The sequence below is a fragment of the Candidatus Allofontibacter sp. genome (assembly GCF_040404065.1).
Classification (GTDB): domain Bacteria; phylum Pseudomonadota; class Alphaproteobacteria; order Pelagibacterales; family Pelagibacteraceae; genus Fontibacterium.
In genome coordinates this window covers 955,744-971,245 of record NZ_JBBAJM010000001.1, presented here as the reverse complement: position 1 = coordinate 971,245, position 15,502 = coordinate 955,744, and the positions used below count along the sequence as shown (strand labels likewise).

General features: G+C 31.2%; 16 protein-coding genes. 14 read left to right on the top strand and 2 right to left on the bottom strand.

Annotated elements, in window-relative coordinates; all coding sequences use genetic code 11:
• Positions 1-2 precede the first annotated feature (2 nt).
• The 14 genes from AC8IG9_RS05265 (at position 3) to AC8IG9_RS05200 (ending at position 13,586) form a co-directional block, all read left to right on the top strand.
• A complete protein-coding gene (locus AC8IG9_RS05265) occupies positions 3-500 on the top strand; it encodes a crossover junction endodeoxyribonuclease (RefSeq protein WP_507425754.1) in 498 nt (165 codons plus the stop codon).
• Positions 493-906 carry a YbgC/FadM family acyl-CoA thioesterase gene (locus tag AC8IG9_RS05260; RefSeq protein WP_507425753.1) on the top strand — a complete coding sequence of 138 codons (414 nt, stop codon included), beginning with the start codon at positions 493-495 and terminating at the stop codon, positions 904-906. Before AC8IG9_RS05265 ends, AC8IG9_RS05260 begins: the two co-directional genes overlap by 8 nt.
• Before the next feature lie 78 nt (positions 907-984).
• Entirely contained in the window at positions 985-1,629 is a 645-nt protein-coding gene (gene tolQ, locus AC8IG9_RS05255) for a protein TolQ (protein WP_507425752.1), read from the top strand.
• Positions 1,630-2,064, top strand: a complete 435-nt coding sequence (tolR, locus tag AC8IG9_RS05250; protein WP_507425751.1) for a protein TolR — start codon at positions 1,630-1,632, stop codon at positions 2,062-2,064.
• Between the two features lie 4 nt (positions 2,065-2,068).
• Positions 2,069-2,875, top strand: coding sequence for a cell envelope integrity protein TolA (gene tolA / locus AC8IG9_RS05245; RefSeq protein ID WP_507425750.1), 807 nt, complete (start codon positions 2,069-2,071; stop codon positions 2,873-2,875).
• A 1-nt stretch (position 2,876) separates the two neighbouring features.
• Complete coding sequence (gene tolB, locus AC8IG9_RS05240) at positions 2,877-4,217, top strand: Tol-Pal system beta propeller repeat protein TolB (RefSeq protein WP_507425749.1); 1,341 nt, start codon at positions 2,877-2,879, stop codon at positions 4,215-4,217.
• A 75-nt stretch (positions 4,218-4,292) separates the two neighbouring features.
• Positions 4,293-4,766: a peptidoglycan-associated lipoprotein Pal gene (gene pal, locus AC8IG9_RS05235; RefSeq protein ID WP_507425748.1), complete on the top strand. Its 474-nt coding sequence runs from the start codon at positions 4,293-4,295 to the stop codon at positions 4,764-4,766.
• A gap of 82 nt (positions 4,767-4,848) precedes the next feature.
• Positions 4,849-5,802 carry a tol-pal system protein YbgF gene (ybgF, locus tag AC8IG9_RS05230; RefSeq protein WP_507425747.1) on the top strand — a complete coding sequence of 318 codons (954 nt, stop codon included), beginning with the start codon at positions 4,849-4,851 and terminating at the stop codon, positions 5,800-5,802.
• Positions 5,774-7,108, top strand: a complete 1,335-nt coding sequence (gene tilS / locus AC8IG9_RS05225) for a tRNA lysidine(34) synthetase TilS (protein ID WP_507425746.1) — start codon at positions 5,774-5,776, stop codon at positions 7,106-7,108. The genes ybgF and tilS overlap by 29 nt, the downstream gene beginning before the upstream one ends.
• A gap of 43 nt (positions 7,109-7,151) precedes the next feature.
• Positions 7,152-9,047, top strand: a complete 1,896-nt coding sequence (gene ftsH, locus AC8IG9_RS05220) for an ATP-dependent zinc metalloprotease FtsH (RefSeq protein WP_507425745.1) — start codon at positions 7,152-7,154, stop codon at positions 9,045-9,047.
• A 15-nt stretch (positions 9,048-9,062) separates the two neighbouring features.
• On the top strand, positions 9,063-10,127 hold the full coding sequence (gene folP, locus AC8IG9_RS05215; protein WP_507425744.1) for a dihydropteroate synthase: 1,065 nt from the start codon (positions 9,063-9,065) through the stop codon (positions 10,125-10,127).
• Positions 10,127-11,458 carry a phosphoglucosamine mutase gene (gene glmM / locus AC8IG9_RS05210; RefSeq protein ID WP_507425743.1) on the top strand — a complete coding sequence of 444 codons (1,332 nt, stop codon included), beginning with the start codon at positions 10,127-10,129 and terminating at the stop codon, positions 11,456-11,458. The genes folP and glmM overlap by 1 nt, the downstream gene beginning before the upstream one ends.
• Before the next feature lie 2 nt (positions 11,459-11,460).
• Positions 11,461-12,255, top strand: a complete 795-nt coding sequence (gene thiD, locus AC8IG9_RS05205; RefSeq protein ID WP_507425742.1) for a bifunctional hydroxymethylpyrimidine kinase/phosphomethylpyrimidine kinase — start codon at positions 11,461-11,463, stop codon at positions 12,253-12,255.
• Positions 12,256-12,296: 41 nt separating this feature from the next.
• On the top strand, positions 12,297-13,586 hold the full coding sequence (locus tag AC8IG9_RS05200) for an adenylosuccinate synthase (RefSeq protein ID WP_507425741.1): 1,290 nt from the start codon (positions 12,297-12,299) through the stop codon (positions 13,584-13,586).
• Here the strand turns inward: AC8IG9_RS05200 and rpoH are convergent.
• Together rpoH and AC8IG9_RS05190 are read right to left on the bottom strand one after the other, a co-directional pair.
• Complete coding sequence (rpoH, locus tag AC8IG9_RS05195; RefSeq protein WP_507425740.1) at positions 13,576-14,475, bottom strand: RNA polymerase sigma factor RpoH; 900 nt, start codon at positions 14,473-14,475, stop codon at positions 13,576-13,578. The two genes, AC8IG9_RS05200 and rpoH, sit on opposite strands and share 11 nt — an antisense overlap.
• A 38-nt stretch (positions 14,476-14,513) precedes the next feature.
• A complete protein-coding gene (locus AC8IG9_RS05190; protein WP_507425739.1) occupies positions 14,514-15,497 on the bottom strand; it encodes an RluA family pseudouridine synthase in 984 nt (327 codons plus the stop codon).
• Between the last annotated feature and the right edge of the window lie 5 nt (positions 15,498-15,502).

Here is a 15,502-nt window from a genome sequence, read left to right as displayed (position 1 = left end):
ATTTGTTAGTATTTTCTATTGATCCCGGTGTGAGTGGAGCAATATGTGTTTTTAAAAATAAAGAAATTTTAGAAATCTATGACGTTCCCACAATGGTTGATGGAAAAAAAAATAAAAGACAGATTAATTCAGCACAAGTTACCCATATCTTTAAAAGTTTTTTACAAGAAAGTGAAAAAGTTTCTGTTATTGTCGAGCAAGTAAATGCGATGCCAGGACAAGGAGTTACCAGCATGTTTAATTTTGGTCAGTCATTTGGAATTATCAAAGGTATATGTGCTGCATTAAGTTTTCCAATCTACTTTGTAAGACCAGCAAAATGGAAAAAACATTTTAATTTGATTGGTTCAGTTAAGGATGCAAGCAGAACAAAGGTAATAGAAATTTATCCAACCATATCTCCAAAACTAGCTAGAAAAAAAGATTCTAACAAAGCTGACGCCATTTTAATTGGTAAATATTTTATAGATAATTATAAAAACGATAGTTTTCATGGCTAGTTTATTAAAAAAATTTACCTACCAAACTAAAGTTTATTATGAAGATACTGACGCTGGAGGCATAGTTTATTATGCTAATTATTTAAAATATTTTGAAAGAGCGAGGACAGAATTAATTTATTCCCTTGGTTACAGCCATAAAGAATTAAGTGAAAAATTTAATGTTAATATTGTTGTCCATAAATTTAGCATTATTTACAAAAAATCTTTTAAATTTGAAGATAAAGTGACCATTGAAAGTTTTGTTAGTAAAGTATCAAATTTAAGAATTGAAATGATACAAAACGCTCTAAGACATAAAGATCTTGTGGCAGAAGCAACGGTAGAGTTGGTTATTGTAGATGATACCGGAAAACCCAAAATAATACCTCAGGATTTAAAAGAAAAACTTAACTCTTGTATCTAATAAAAACTATAGATCTTTGTAACGAAGACGAATAAATGCACAGTACTAAAGATAATAATTTTACTAATTAAAGATTTCATGAATTTCGAAAATAGCTTCTCATTTATTTCATTATTTTTAAAAGCAGATTTTGTTGTTAAATTTGTAATTGTAATTTTAATTGCCGCATCAGTTTATTCTTGGGCAATTATTATCGACAAGTATAAATTATTTAAAAAAATTAACCTAACCTCTTCAATATTTGAAGAGCAGTTTTGGTCATCTAAATCTGCTGATAGTCTTTTTAAAAAAATAAAAGATTATAATGAAGATCCAATGGTTAACGTATTTAAAGCAGGAATGGATTTTATGATTAAAAATAAATCTAGGTCCGCAGTAGCCCAGGAAAGAATTATGCAAACTTTAAATAGTGCAATAGATAAAGAGTTAGAAAATATAGAATCTAAACTTACTTTTTTAGCAACCGTTGGATCAACAGCTCCTTTTATTGGTTTGTTTGGAACAGTTTGGGGAATTATGAATTCATTCCAATCTATCGCTATTTCAAAGAACACTAACCTTGCAATTGTGGCTCCTGGTATTGCAGAGGCATTATTTGCAACAGCACTAGGCTTGTTAGCAGCTATCCCAGCGGTTGTTGCTTATAATAAATTTACTAGCGATTCTAGAAAATATTCGACACGTTTAGAAAATTTTAGCCAATCTTTTATTTCTATTACATAAATGGCTTTTAGAATTCAGAACAATAGATCTCGAAAACGAGAGCCTATGAGTGAGATTAATGTCACACCGTTTGTTGATGTAATGTTGGTGTTGCTAATTATTTTTATGGTGACTGCACCAATGTTAACGTCTGGGGTTGCAGTTAATTTACCAGATAGCTCAGCAAATTCTTTACCTGATGACAAGGAGCCACTTACCCTTACTATTAATGGAAAGGGAGAAACCTTTATTCAAGATACACAAGTGGAAACAAAACAACTAGTTAGTAAAATTTTAGCAATGTCAAAAAATAGAACTGACACAAGAATTTATGTCAGAGGTGATAAATCAATAGATTATGGAAGAGTTATGGAAGTAATGGGACTGCTTTCTAAAGCAGGATTTACAAAAGTTGCTTTGATCTCGGGAACATCAGCATCGAAGAGTAAAAAATAATGTTATGCAAAAGAGCCTTAAAGTTTCTTTTATAGCTCATTCGATTATAATTATTATTTCAAGTTTAAGTTTGTCTTTTTTAACAGGAAGGGTTCAGGCTCCTTTAGTTATTTCTGTCGATCTTGTTCAAATTGGAGATAGAACAAATATTCCTTACGCTCCCAAAGTTTCTGATGGAGAAAAAACTGACAAAAAAACAAAAGAAAGATTAGTAACAGAGCAGGCCCCTCCAAAAATTGTACCAAAGGAAAAGCCAGATGCAGTTCCCATGCCTGAAAATATAAAACAAATAAAAGAAATATTAGAAAAAAGGCAAAATCCAGTTAAAGTTGAAGACTTAAGAAAGCAGACCTCAGAATTTGAAAAGAAAGAAATTTTTGACCCTAATAAAATATCTGCCCTTATAGACAAATCTAAAAAAGATAACTCAGAATCTAATCGTAAAGTAAATTTAGAAGCTACACAAAGTCAGCAAAGAAATGTTGTTACATCTAAACTTACAATTACCCAAGAAGATGCAATTAAAGCTCAGATCTTTAAGTGCTGGAATATACCAATAGGACTTCCTTATAATGAAAATCTAACTGTCAAAATAAGAATTAAACTTAATCCTGATGGATCGCTTATTGGCAGTGAGATATTAGACCAAGCAAGAATGAATACGGCTGGACAAATTTATTATAAAATATTAGCAGAGAGTGCATTAAGAGCAGTCAAGTTATGCAATCCTCTTAAAGTTCCATCAACAGACTATGAAAGATGGAAAGAAATGCAATTAAACTTTGACGCCAAAGAAATGTTAAAAGGTTAATATGAAATATAAAATTATAAAAATTCTTACGTTATTTTTTTTTATAACAACAAAGTCTCACGCTGTTGTTTCTGTTGATATTACAAGAGGAAATTTAGATCCTCTCCCAATAGCGGTTTCAGATTTTTATTTAGACTTAAAATTAAATGATAATATAAAAAAATTACAGTTAGAAAGTAAAATTTCAGAAATTATTAAAAGTAATCTTTCAAAATCTGGTTTATTTTTTCCATTAGAAAAGAAATCTTTTATTCAAGTACCAGAAGCCGCACATAATAAACCAAGATTTGAAGATTGGGCTTTTATTAAAACTCAAGTGCTTGTTACTGGAAAAATTTCATTAGAAAAAGAAGGCAGACTTAGAGTTGAGTTTAAATTATGGGATGTTGTTTCTGCAACGGAATTATCAGCCTTAGCATTTTATACCACGCCTGATAACTGGAGAAGAATATCACATATGATCTCAGATAAAATTTATGAAAGATTAACAGGAGAGAAAGGTTATTTTGACTCTAGAATAATATATGTTTCTGAAACTGGTCCAAAAGTAGATAGAAAAAAAAGATTAGCTGTAATGGATCAGGATGGCTATGGAGTAAAATATTTAACATTGGGTAATGAATTAGTTTTGACCCCAAGATTTAGTCCAACAAGTCAGCAAGTAACGTACATGTCTTATTTTAAAAATTTACCTAGGGTTTACTTATTGAATATTGAAACTGGGTTGCAGGATTTAGTTGGAGATTTTCCTGGTATGACTTTTGCTCCACGTTTTTCACCAGATGGAAAAAAAATCATCATGAGTTTTGCTCAAGAAGGTAACTCTGATATTTATACTATGGATATCAAAACAAGAGTTGTTGAAAGGTTAACAGATCATCCAGCGATTGACACATCTCCGTCCTATTCGCCTGATAGTTCATACATTTGTTTTAATTCTGATCGAAGTGGAGGACAGCAAATTTATATAATGAGAAGCGATGGAACCAATGTTAAGAGAATATCTTTTAGTGAAGGACTTTACGGAACTCCAGTTTGGTCTCCACGAGGTGATTTGATTGCTTTTACTAAACTTTATAAGAATAAATTTTATATTGGTGTCATGCGATCAGATGGATCTGGGGAAAGATTATTAACCGAAAATTTTTACCAAGAGGCGCCTTCATGGTCTCCTAATGGAAGAGTACTTGTTTTTTATAGAGAAACCCCAGCAGATAGTTCCGGCAAAGGAGGAGGTGCCAAGCTTTGGTCTATAGATTTAACAGGATATAACGAGAGATTAATTCAAACCCCTACTGATGCCTCAGATCCGTCTTGGTCAGGCTTATTGTCCCCAAAATAACCAATAACTAGTTGCATTATTTGTTACATTAAAATACTTGTTATTTTCAAAACCAATTAAAATAAAAGGAATAGCATGATTTTTTTAAATAATTTAAATAGAGTTGCTTTAGTGTTTGTTGCGACTTTATTCCTAGGAGCTTGTGCAACACAACAGGTCACTACAAAAGGTGATGACGCTTATACTGGAACAGAAACGCTAAAATATTTAGCGGACGGAGTTCCTGATAGAGTTTTCTTTTCAACTAATAAATCTGATTTAACCTCAGCAGCATTAGCAACTCTTGCTAAACAAGCTACTTATTTAAAAGCTAACCCAAGTTTAAATGTAGTTCTTGAAGGTCATGCTGATGAAAGAGGCACAAGAGAATATAATTTAGCTCTTGGTCAAAAAAGGGCAACTACTGCGAAAGATTTTCTAGTTAGCAATGGTGTTGCTGCTAGCAGAATTAAAGTTATTAGTTATGGTAAAGAAAAACCTGTTAACCCAGCTTCAAACGCTTTAGCTTGGTCTCAAAATCGAAGATCAGTAACGGTTAAAACTAATTAATATTAAAAGTTACTAAAAGACCCTAATGAAAATTTCATTAGGGTCTTTTTTTTGCCATCTCAATTAAATAAGATAAGTAAATATGTGTTTTAAAAAAAGACTTTTATTAAAAATTTTAATTATTCTTTTTCTCGCAAATACTTCTTTTGCACAACAAGATAAGACATTTGAGTTGTTAGATAGATTAGAAAAGATTCAAAAAGATATCCAGACTTTGGAAAAAGCTGTTTACAGTAAAAATGCGACACTACCAGCATCAGACAATGCTGTTGTGAATGAAGCTTTAACTAGACAGTTGACTAAAATCTCAGATTTAGAAAAGCAAATTCAATTAATGACATCAAAATATGAAGAAAGTAATTATAAAATTCAACAATTGTCAGATCGATTAAATAAAATTTCAAATGATAACCAATTTAGACTTCAACAATTAGAAACCAACAAGGCTATTGTTGATAAAGTTAATCCAGCCAAAGAAGTGACCGTAGAAAAATCTGCTATTGTAAATAAAAATCAAAAGAATATTTTAAATTCAGAAGAAATTAACGAAGAAGAAAATGCTATTAAAGAAAAGCCAGTTCAGGCAGAAGATATTAAATTAAAAGAAAAAGAAAAAACTAACAAACCTAAAACAAAAGTTTTGCCAAAAGCTTCAATTGCAGATCAGTATAAATATGCAATGAATCTTATGAAGAGTGGAGATTTTGAAAAAGCAGAAGTAGCTTTTAAAGAGTTTGTAGATACTCACTCAAAACATGAGTTGGCCGGTAATGCACAGTTTTGGTATGCAGAAACTTTTTATATTAGACAGCTTTACGAGGATGCCGCGGCTGCTTTCTTAGAGGGCTATCAAAAATACCCAAAAAGTTCCAAAGCACCTGAAAATTTGTTAAAACTTGGAGTGACTCTTGCAGAAATTGGAGAAGTAGAGCAGGGTTGTAAAATTATTATTAATTTGAAAAAATCCTATCCTATGACTGATGCTTCAATTTTACAAAAGTCATCTTATGAAAAGAAAAGATTTAACTGCAGTTAATCTAAAGTTATTAGAAGAAAAAAAAATAAATCATATTTATTTTAAATTTAGAGAAAAGATTTTGCCTTTTGTGGGTAAATCAAAATTTGCCATTGGTGTTTCAGGAGGTAGTGATAGTTTAGCTTTAAGTGTTCTTGCCAGATTATATGCTCTAGAAAATAATAGTAATTTTGTAGCTTTAATTATTGATCATAAGTTAAGAAAAGAATCTGCAAGTGAAGCAAAGAGAACTCTTAAAAATTTGAAAGATAAAAATATTGGATCTAAAATTTTAACTTACAAAGGTGCGAATTTTTCATCTAATATTCAAAAAAAAGCAAGAGATTTAAGATATGATTTATTTGAAAAATATTGCATTAAAAATAAAATTAAATTTCTTATTCTTGCTCATCACCAGGATGATTTGGTCGAAAATTTTTATATTCGATTAATTAGAGGTAGTGGTATTAAAGGACTAACTTCATTACAGAATGTTTTCGAGTATGGCCAAAATTTTTATCTTTTAAGACCTTTGTTAAATTTTACTAAAAAAGAATTATTAGAAGTAACTAAAAAAACTTATCTTCAATGGGTTGAAGATTCTTCAAATAAAAATGATAAATTTTTAAGAGTGCGTGTCAGAAAAATGCAAACTAAATTACAAAAAGAAGGATTGGATCCAAGACGTATCATTAAGACTATTGAAAATTTGAATAAAGCCAAAAGTTCATTAGATTTTTATGTGCTTAAATCTCAAAAAAAATATTTAGATTTTTATAAAGAAGGATATTCAACAATTAAATTATCAATACTTAAGAACGAAGCTCAAGAAGTTATTTTTAGAATAATTATTAAAGCAATTCATTTTGTTTCAGGAGAATATTATCCTCCAAGATCTGATGGTTTGAATGCTCTAATTAAAAATATATCACAAAAAAAATTTAAATCCGCAACACTTGGCGGATGTTTAATTGAAAAAAATAAAAATTTACTTTCATTTTTTAGAGAAGATAGAAATGTCCCAACGGAAACTTTAAACAAGAAACATCAAAGAAAGAATTGGGACGATCGTTTTTTAGTTTTTGGAAACCTAAACAATTCGCAAAGACTAATTGTTAAAAAATTAGGAAATAATGGAATTGAATATTTAAGAAAAAATAAATTCAGTGATTACGGATTAAAAATCCCGGCTCATGCAAAAAAGACATTACCTTCTTTTTGGAACTCTCGTGGAGAATTATTATTTGTTCCTTTTCTTAATTTTAAAAATAGAAAATATAACATTAAAAACAATAGTTTTAGCGTTAGTTATCTTAGATTTGTTTGAGATTGCTACTTGTTTAATCTATAATAATCATTACCTTTAAAATATGAATTTACGAAATTTAATGATGTGGGGCATTATAGTCCTGCTTGTTTTAGGTCTTTATAATCTTTTTCAAAATCCAGGCTCTATTACTGGCAAGTCAGATATGCCTTTCTCTTCTTTTTTAACAGAAGTTGACAAAGGAAATGTAACCTCAGTTGATATTAGAGGAAGCGAAATCTCAGGAACATTTGCAAACGGAAAAGGTTTTAAAACTTACTCTCCAAATTACCCTAACTTAGTTGAAAAATTAACTGCCAAAGGAGTTTCTATCACCGCAGGACCTCGTGAAGAAAAAGGACCTTCAATATGGGGAATAATATTATCTTGGTTTCCAATGTTGTTACTTATCGCTGTATGGATTTTTTTTATGCGCCAAATGCAAGGTGGCAAAGGTGGAGCTATGGGGTTTGGAAGATCAAAAGCGAAATTATTAAATGAAGCACAAGGCCGAGTTACCTTTCAAGACGTTGCTGGAGTTGAAGAAGCAAAAGAAGAGTTAGAAGAGATAGTGCAATTTTTAAAAGACCCTAGAAAATTTCAAAAATTAGGAGGAAGAATTCCAAAAGGAGCTTTGCTTGTTGGACCTCCAGGAACTGGCAAAACTTTATTAGCAAGAGCCGTTGCCGGAGAAGCAAATGTTCCATTCTTTACAATTTCAGGTTCAGATTTTGTAGAGATGTTCGTTGGAGTAGGAGCATCTAGAGTTAGAGATATGTTTGAGCAGGGAAAGAAGAGTGCTCCTTGTATTATATTTATTGATGAGATTGATGCCGTTGGCAGAAGCAGAGGAGCCGGGTTAGGTGGGGGCAACGATGAAAGAGAACAAACTTTAAACCAATTACTTGTCGAGATGGATGGTTTTGAAACTAACGAAGGAGTTATTTTAATTGCCGCAACAAACAGACCAGACGTTTTAGATCCAGCGTTATTAAGACCAGGTCGTTTTGATAGACAAGTGATAGTTTCAAATCCTGACATTATTGGAAGAGAAGCTATCTTAAAAGTACATTTGAAAAAAATTACAACAGGTCCTGATGTAAATCCTAAAGTTATAGCAAGAGGAACTCCTGGATTTTCGGGCGCTGACCTTGCGAACATTGTAAACGAATCTGCTTTATTAGCTGCAAGAAAAAATAAAAGAATTGTGACTATGTCAGATCTTGAAGAAGCAAAAGATAAGGTAATGATGGGAGCTGAAAGAAAATCAATGGTTATGACTGAAGAAGAAAAAACTTTAACAGCTTACCATGAAGGCGGTCATGCTATTGTGGCTTTAAATGAAAATACTTCAGATCCAATTCACAAAGCAACGATCATTCCAAGAGGCCGAGCTTTAGGAATGGTAATGAGACTTCCAGAGAGAGACCAATTGTCTGTTACGAGAGAAAAAATGTTCGGAGATATTTCAGTTGCGATGGGTGGAAGAATAGCGGAAGAGTTAATTTTTGGTTATGACAAAGTAACTTCAGGGGCTTCATCAGATATTGAAATGGTTACAAAAATGGCTAAAAATATGGTCACAAGATATGGAATGAGTGATCAATTAGGACCTATTGCTTATCAAGAAAATGAAGAAGAAGTATTTTTAGGAAGATCTGTTTCAAGACAACAACATGTTTCTGAAGACACAGCTAAAAAAATAGACTCTGAAGTAAAAAAAATTGTTCAATCAGGATATGATAGAGCTAAAATAATATTAACAGAAAAAGTTGACGATCTTCATAAAGTTGCAAAAGCTTTATTAGAGTACGAAACATTATCTGGAGAAGAGATAAAAAAAATAATTTTTGAAAATATTTATCCAAAACGCGTTTCTTCAAAAGAAGAAAGTATATCTAATAAGAAATTAGGTAGCGCTTTAGGATCAATAGGCTTAAAGCCCAAGACCCAAAGTTAATCACAGCTTTTCCATATGAAGAGTATTTACGTTAGGCCAACCAACATTGTTTTTGGCCAAAAAGCAAAATTTTTTCTTGATCAAAAAAAAGCCAGATCTCTTTGTGGCTTAGAAAATGCAGCTTTTTTATCTGTTGAAATTTTAACAAGACAATCAGAAAGTAATTCAGTTGAAGAGTACAATGTGGAAGAATTAGAAAAAATAAATTTTAGAGATAAAATTGATTTAGATTTAAATAAAATTTCTTTTAAAAGAAATAATATTTTAAATTTGGATCATACAAATCCTATTTTAATGGGAGTCTTAAATGTCACGCCTGACAGTTTCTCCGATGGAGGAAAATATAATAATGCTATCAGAGCCATCGATCATGTAAAACACATGATTGATTCTGGCGCACACATTATTGATGTTGGCGGAGAGTCAACTAGACCTGGAGCAAAAAATATTAATGAACAGGAAGAAATTTCAAGAGTTTCAGAAATCATTCAGCTTATAAAAAAAAGATATCCAAATCAGTTAGTTTCTTTAGATACAAGAAAATCAAAAGTCATGCAGCATGGCGTTAGTATAGGTGTCGATATATTGAATGATGTTTCTGCTTTAGATTTTGACAATGAATCTTATCAAGTGATTAAAAATTCTAACAAGCCTATTATTTTAAATCATTCACAAGGCACACCAGAGAGTATGCAGGACAACCCAACTTATAATAATGTGTTGTTAGATATTTATGATTATTTCGAAAATAAAATTAAATTTTTAAAAGACAATGGAATTAAAGATGAGCAAATTATTGTTGATCCAGGAATTGGATTTGGAAAAACTTTAGACCATAATTTACAAATTATTTCTAAAATCTCTTTATTTCATAGTTTGGGTTATCCAATTATGATTGGAGCATCTAGAAAAAGTTTTATAGGAAAAATTATGGGCGAAAAAGACAATCCACAAAGATTGGGTGGTTCCATAGCCTCAGTTTTGCATTCTTATTTACAAGGTATTCAGCTATTCAGAGTTCATGATATACAAGAAACAAGAGAGGCTCTTAATGTTTACTCACAATTTTTAAAGTCATAATGAAAAAATATTTTGGTACAGACGGTATTCGAGGAGAAGTTAATAAGGGCAATATCACAGGAGAAATGTTCTTCAAGTTCGGCCTTGCTACAGGCACTTATTTTTCAAATAAAAATAAACAACGTCACAAAGCTATCATTGCTAAAGATACTCGTTTGTCTGGTTACATGCTTGAGCCAGCTTTAGTGTCAGGTCTTATATCTTCTGGAATGGATGTTTTGCTTTTAGGACCTCTTCCAACAAATGGACTTGCGATGTTAACAAAATCAATGAAAGCGGATTTAGGAATTATGTTAACTGCTTCTCATAACATTCATACTGACAATGGATTAAAACTTTTCGGACCTGACGGTATGAAATTGTCGGATAAGGTTGAAAAAAAAATTGAAAAATTAATTGATGGAAAAGTTCAAAAATATTTATTAAAGCCAAATTTAATTGGCAGAGCTAAAAGAATTGAAGATGCGACGGAAAGATATACAGAAGTATTAAAAAACTTCTTTCCAAGATCATTTAATTTATCAGGAATAAAAATATTCTTAGATTGCGCCAATGGAGCTTCTTATAAATCTGCTCCAGCTTTACTTAGAGAACTAGGAGCTGAAGTTGTTGCCATAGGCATTAACCCAGATGGATTTAATATTAATAAAGATTGTGGATCAACTCATCCTGAGCTTATTCAAAGATCAGTAAAGCAGCATAAAGCGGATATTGGGATAGCGTTCGATGGTGATGCCGACCGAGTTATTATGTGTGATGAAAAAGGAGATTTAATTGATGGTGATCAGATCGTTGCAATGATTGCAAAACACTGGAAAAAGAAAAAAATTTTAAAAGGTGGAGTGGTTGGAACTCTAATGACTAATTTAGGATTAGAAAATTATTTTAAGAATAATAATATTAAATTTTATAGAGCAAATGTAGGAGATCGGTATGTAAAAGAAAAAATGAATAGTTTAAAATATAATCTAGGTGGTGAACAATCAGGGCATATTATACTTGGAAATTTAGCAACAACAGGAGATGGGTTGTTAGTTTCTTTAGAAGTTTTAAATGCTTTAAAAAATAACGGCAAAGCTAGTAAATTGTTTTCTGTATTTAAAAAAGTACCTCAGGTTTTAGAAAATATCAAAGTCAAAGACAAAACAATTGTAGATAACAAAACTATTAAACAAAAAATTGAAAAAATTAACAAAGGCTTAAAAAGTGAAGGTAGATTACTTGTTAGAAAATCAGGAACTGAAAATATAGTTAGGATAATGGTAGAAAGTTCAAATCAGAAATTAATAAAAGACACTTTGTTAGAAGTTAAAAAAATTATATTTAATTAAAATTGAAATTAAACTCTAAATTACTCATTATTGCTGGTTCAGATTCTAGTGGTGGAGCTGGGATTCAAGCAGACATTAAAACAGCAACTTCTCTAGGTGTGTACGCAATGACTGCAATTACTGCAATTACAGCTCAAAATACTACCGGTGTAAAATCAATTGTTGCAGTTCCTGTAAAAGAAATTTTCAATCAAATCTCATTTTCAGTTCAGGATATAAAGCCAGATTCTATAAAAATTGGCATGCTTCATAACGTTGGAGTTATCAAAGAAGTCATTAAGGCCATTAAGAAACATAAATTAAAAAATATAATCATAGACCCTGTGATGGTTGCAAAGGGCGGTCATCGATTGATTAGTAATAGTTCAGTTAATTATTTAAGAAAAAAATTATTACCTTACGCATTATTAGTAACACCTAATATTCCAGAAGCTGAAACTTTAGCTAAAAAAAAAATTGAAACTTTAGATGATATGATTCAAGCTGGTAAAGAAATTTTAAAACTTGGACCGAAATTTGTGCTTTTAAAAGGCGGTCATGCTGACAAATCTTTCGTTGAAGATGTTTTGATCTCAAAAAAAAGTATTAAAATTTTTAAAAATAAAAAAATTAAAACGAAAAATACCCACGGCACAGGCTGTACGTTATCAAGTGCAATTGCTTCTTTTATTTCAAAAAATTATAGTATGAACGAATCGTGCAGACGCGCAATTCAATATGTGCACAAAGCAATCTTGTTAAACCCAAGATTTGGAAGAGGACACGGGCCAATTAATCATATGGCTTTATTAAAATAAATAATTTAGATCTTTATAGCGGACCTAAAACAAATTTACTTATGACAAACGTTGTAGTTGTAGGCTCTCAGTGGGGTGATGAGGGCAAAGGGAAGATTGTGGATTGGCTTTCAGAGCAGGCCGATGTTGTTATAAGATTCCAAGGAGGCCATAATGCTGGTCACACATTAGTTATCAATGGAAAAGTTTTTAAATTAAAATTGTTACCCTCAGGAATAGTTAGAGGAGACAAAATTTCAATTATTGGTAATGGAGTTGTTATAGATCCTTGGGCTCTATTAGAAGAAATCGAAGATATTAAAAAAAAAGGAATTGATGTTAATGAAAATAATTTAATTATTTCTGAAACAGCAACTTTAATTCTTCCTTTTCACAAAGAAATGGATGAGATCAGAGAAGATGCAGCAAAATCTAAAATTGGAACTACGAGAAGAGGAATAGGACCTGCTTACGAAGATAAAATTGGTAGACGTTCTATTAGAGTTATGGATCTTAGCTCAAAATCAAATCTAGAAAAAAGATTAGAAGTTATCTTAGAGCATCATAATGCGATTAGAAAAGGACTAAAAAAGAAAATATATAAATCGGACGAATTAATCGAAGAGTTATTAAAAATAGCACCTAAAATATTAAAATTTTCTCAGCCTGTTTGGAAAAAAATTGCAGAATATCAAAAATTAAATAAAAAAATATTATTTGAAGGTGCACAGGGAATATTACTTGATGTAGATCATGGAACTTATCCTTATGTTACTTCATCTAATACAGTAGCTGGAACAGCGTCCGTTGGTACAGGATGCGGTCCAAAAACAATTGATTATGTGCTTGGAATTACAAAAGCTTACACAACTAGAGTAGGCGAAGGTCCTTTTCCGACAGAACTTAAAGATGCGACAGGAGAATTAATTGGTCAAAGAGGTCATGAGTTTGGAACTGTTACTAATAGAAAAAGAAGATGTGGTTGGTTTGATGGTGTGCTTGTTAAGCAGTCTGCAACCATTTCTGGAATTACTGGCATAGCACTAACTAAGTTAGACGTTTTAGATACCTTAGATGAAATTAAATTTTGCGTTGGTTACAAATTAAATGGAAAAGAGATCGATTATTTTCCAAGTGCATCAGATGATCAATTTGCAGTGCAACCAATTTATAAAACTTTTGAAGGCTGGAAATCAGAGACAAAAGGAATAAGAAATTATAAAGAGCTTCCTGAAAAAGCAAAAATTTATATTGCAGCGATTGAAGATTTTATTGGTGTTAAAATTGGAAGTATTTCAACAAGTCCTGAAAGAGATGATACGATTTTTGTTGAAGATCCTTTTAATGCGTAATGAAAGGTTTTGTTTTAATATTTTCTAACATTGCTTTTTGAACTTTTTCAAAAGCTCTGTTTTCAATTTGTCTTACTCTTTCTCTACTAATTTTATATTTTTGACTTAATTCTTCTAAAGTTTTTGGTTCATCAATCAGTTTTCTGTCGTATAAAATTTCTTTTTCTCTTTCATCTAAAACTTTTAAAGCTGTTTGTAATAAAGCGTGTTTTTGATCTAATTCTTGACGTTGAGATATCAAAAGTTCTTGATCAGCATTTTCATCTACAAGCCAATCTTGCCACTGACCGCTTTGTTCTTCATCGGAAACTTTAGCATTTAGAGATTGTTCTTGTCCTGCCATTCGTCTATTCATCGAAACAACTTCATCTTCATTAACGTCTAATCTATTGGCGATTTCTTTAACATGAGCAGGTGTCATATCTCCACTTTCAATTGCAAAAATTTGCCCTTTAAGTTTTCTAAGATTAAAAAATAATTTTTTTTGTGCAGCGGTTGTTCCAATTTTAACCAAACTCCATGATCTTAAAATGTATTCTTGAATAGATGCTTTAATCCACCACATAGCATAAGTAGCAAGTCTAAAGCCTCGCTCTGGATCAAATTTTTTTACGGCTTGCATCAATCCAATATTACCCTCAGATATTAATTCTCCAACGGGAAGACCATAACCTCTGTAACCCATAGCGATTTTTGCAACTAATCGTAAGTGACTTGTGACTAAGGTATGGGCTGACTCTCTGTCACCTTTTTCGCGCCAATTCTTTGCAAGAATATATTCTTGCTCAGGCTCTAGCATTGGAAATTTTCTGATCTTTAATAAATAAGAATTTAAACTTCCCTCAGGTGTAAGCGTTGGAAGATTGGAATGTTTTTCAATTTTATCCATGATATTTATGTAGTGATTATAACTTTTATAACAAGATATTAAAACTTAAGCTTTTTAATAGTTTTTAATAGGTTTTCAAAATCTTTTGGTTTTTCACATTCAAATTCCATTTCTTTTTTTGTAGTTGGATGAATGAAGCCAATAGATTTTGCATGTAGTGCTTGTCTTTTAAATCCTTCTAATAATTCTTTAAAATCTGGATCAATATCTCTGATAAATTTATTTTGTTTACCATAAATTTGGTCGCCAATAATGGGATTACCATGAGAAGAAAGGTGAACACGAATTTGATGAGTTCTTCCAGTTTCTAACCTACATTCAAGAAAGCTCATGTCGGGAATTTTTTTTCCAGTAAAAAACTCTATAGTTATATAATTTGTGACAGCGTCTTTTCCTCTAGAAGTATTAACGCTCATTTTTTTTCTATTAAATCTGCTTCTTCCTATCATTGAAGCAATTTGACCAGAACTTGGTTTTAATCTTCCGTAAACAAGAACTTCATAAACTCTTTTAATTGTGTGTTCTGCAAATTGTTTAGATAAAAAAATATGCGCGTTATCACTCTTTGCAACCACCAGAAGACCACTCGTGCCTTTATCAATTCTATGAACTATTCCAGGTCTTAATTCTCCACCGATAGTTGAAAGTTTGTTTTTGCAATGAAACATAAGCGCATTCACTAATGTATTATTAAAATTACCCGCACCAGGATGAACAACCATTTCAGGAGATTTATTAACTATTAACAGGTCGGCATCTTCGTAACGAATGTCTAGTTTAATATCTTTTGCTGAAATATTAACTTCCTTTGGTTCTGGAATTTCAACCTCAACAATATCAGAAGTTTTAATTTTAATTGAAGGTTGAATTATTTTAATTTTATTAATTTTAACAAATCCATCATTAATAATATTTTTAATTCTTGTTCTGCTGATTTCCGGAATTAAAATTGCAAGCGTGGAATCTAACCTTGTATTATTTTTTTCTTCGGTTATTTCAAATTTATATTCGTTAATAGACATGATTA

Excerpts from the sequence above, each read along its gene's own strand:
- AC8IG9_RS05200 (WP_507425741.1), top strand. The coding sequence starts at position 12,297 with ATGACAAACGTTGTAGTTGTAGGCTCTCAGTGGGGTGATGAGGGCAAA.
- tolB (WP_507425749.1), top strand. The coding sequence starts at position 2,877 with ATGAAATATAAAATTATAAAAATTCTTACGTTATTTTTTTTTATAACA.
- folP (WP_507425744.1), top strand. The coding sequence starts at position 9,063 with ATGAAGAGTATTTACGTTAGGCCAACCAACATTGTTTTTGGCCAAAAA.
- tilS (WP_507425746.1), top strand. The coding sequence starts at position 5,774 with ATGAAAAGAAAAGATTTAACTGCAGTTAATCTAAAGTTATTAGAAGAA.
- tolA (WP_507425750.1), top strand. The coding sequence starts at position 2,069 with ATGCAAAAGAGCCTTAAAGTTTCTTTTATAGCTCATTCGATTATAATT.
- AC8IG9_RS05190 (WP_507425739.1), bottom strand. The coding sequence starts at position 15,497 with ATGTCTATTAACGAATATAAATTTGAAATAACCGAAGAAAAAAATAAT.
- rpoH (WP_507425740.1), bottom strand. The coding sequence starts at position 14,475 with ATGGATAAAATTGAAAAACATTCCAATCTTCCAACGCTTACACCTGAG.
- pal (WP_507425748.1), top strand. The coding sequence starts at position 4,293 with ATGATTTTTTTAAATAATTTAAATAGAGTTGCTTTAGTGTTTGTTGCG.
- ybgF (WP_507425747.1), top strand. The coding sequence starts at position 4,849 with ATGTGTTTTAAAAAAAGACTTTTATTAAAAATTTTAATTATTCTTTTT.
- tolR (WP_507425751.1), top strand. The coding sequence starts at position 1,630 with ATGGCTTTTAGAATTCAGAACAATAGATCTCGAAAACGAGAGCCTATG.
- AC8IG9_RS05260 (WP_507425753.1), top strand. The coding sequence starts at position 493 with ATGGCTAGTTTATTAAAAAAATTTACCTACCAAACTAAAGTTTATTAT.
- ftsH (WP_507425745.1), top strand. The coding sequence starts at position 7,152 with ATGAATTTACGAAATTTAATGATGTGGGGCATTATAGTCCTGCTTGTT.
- glmM (WP_507425743.1), top strand. The coding sequence starts at position 10,127 with ATGAAAAAATATTTTGGTACAGACGGTATTCGAGGAGAAGTTAATAAG.
- tolQ (WP_507425752.1), top strand. The coding sequence starts at position 985 with ATGAATTTCGAAAATAGCTTCTCATTTATTTCATTATTTTTAAAAGCA.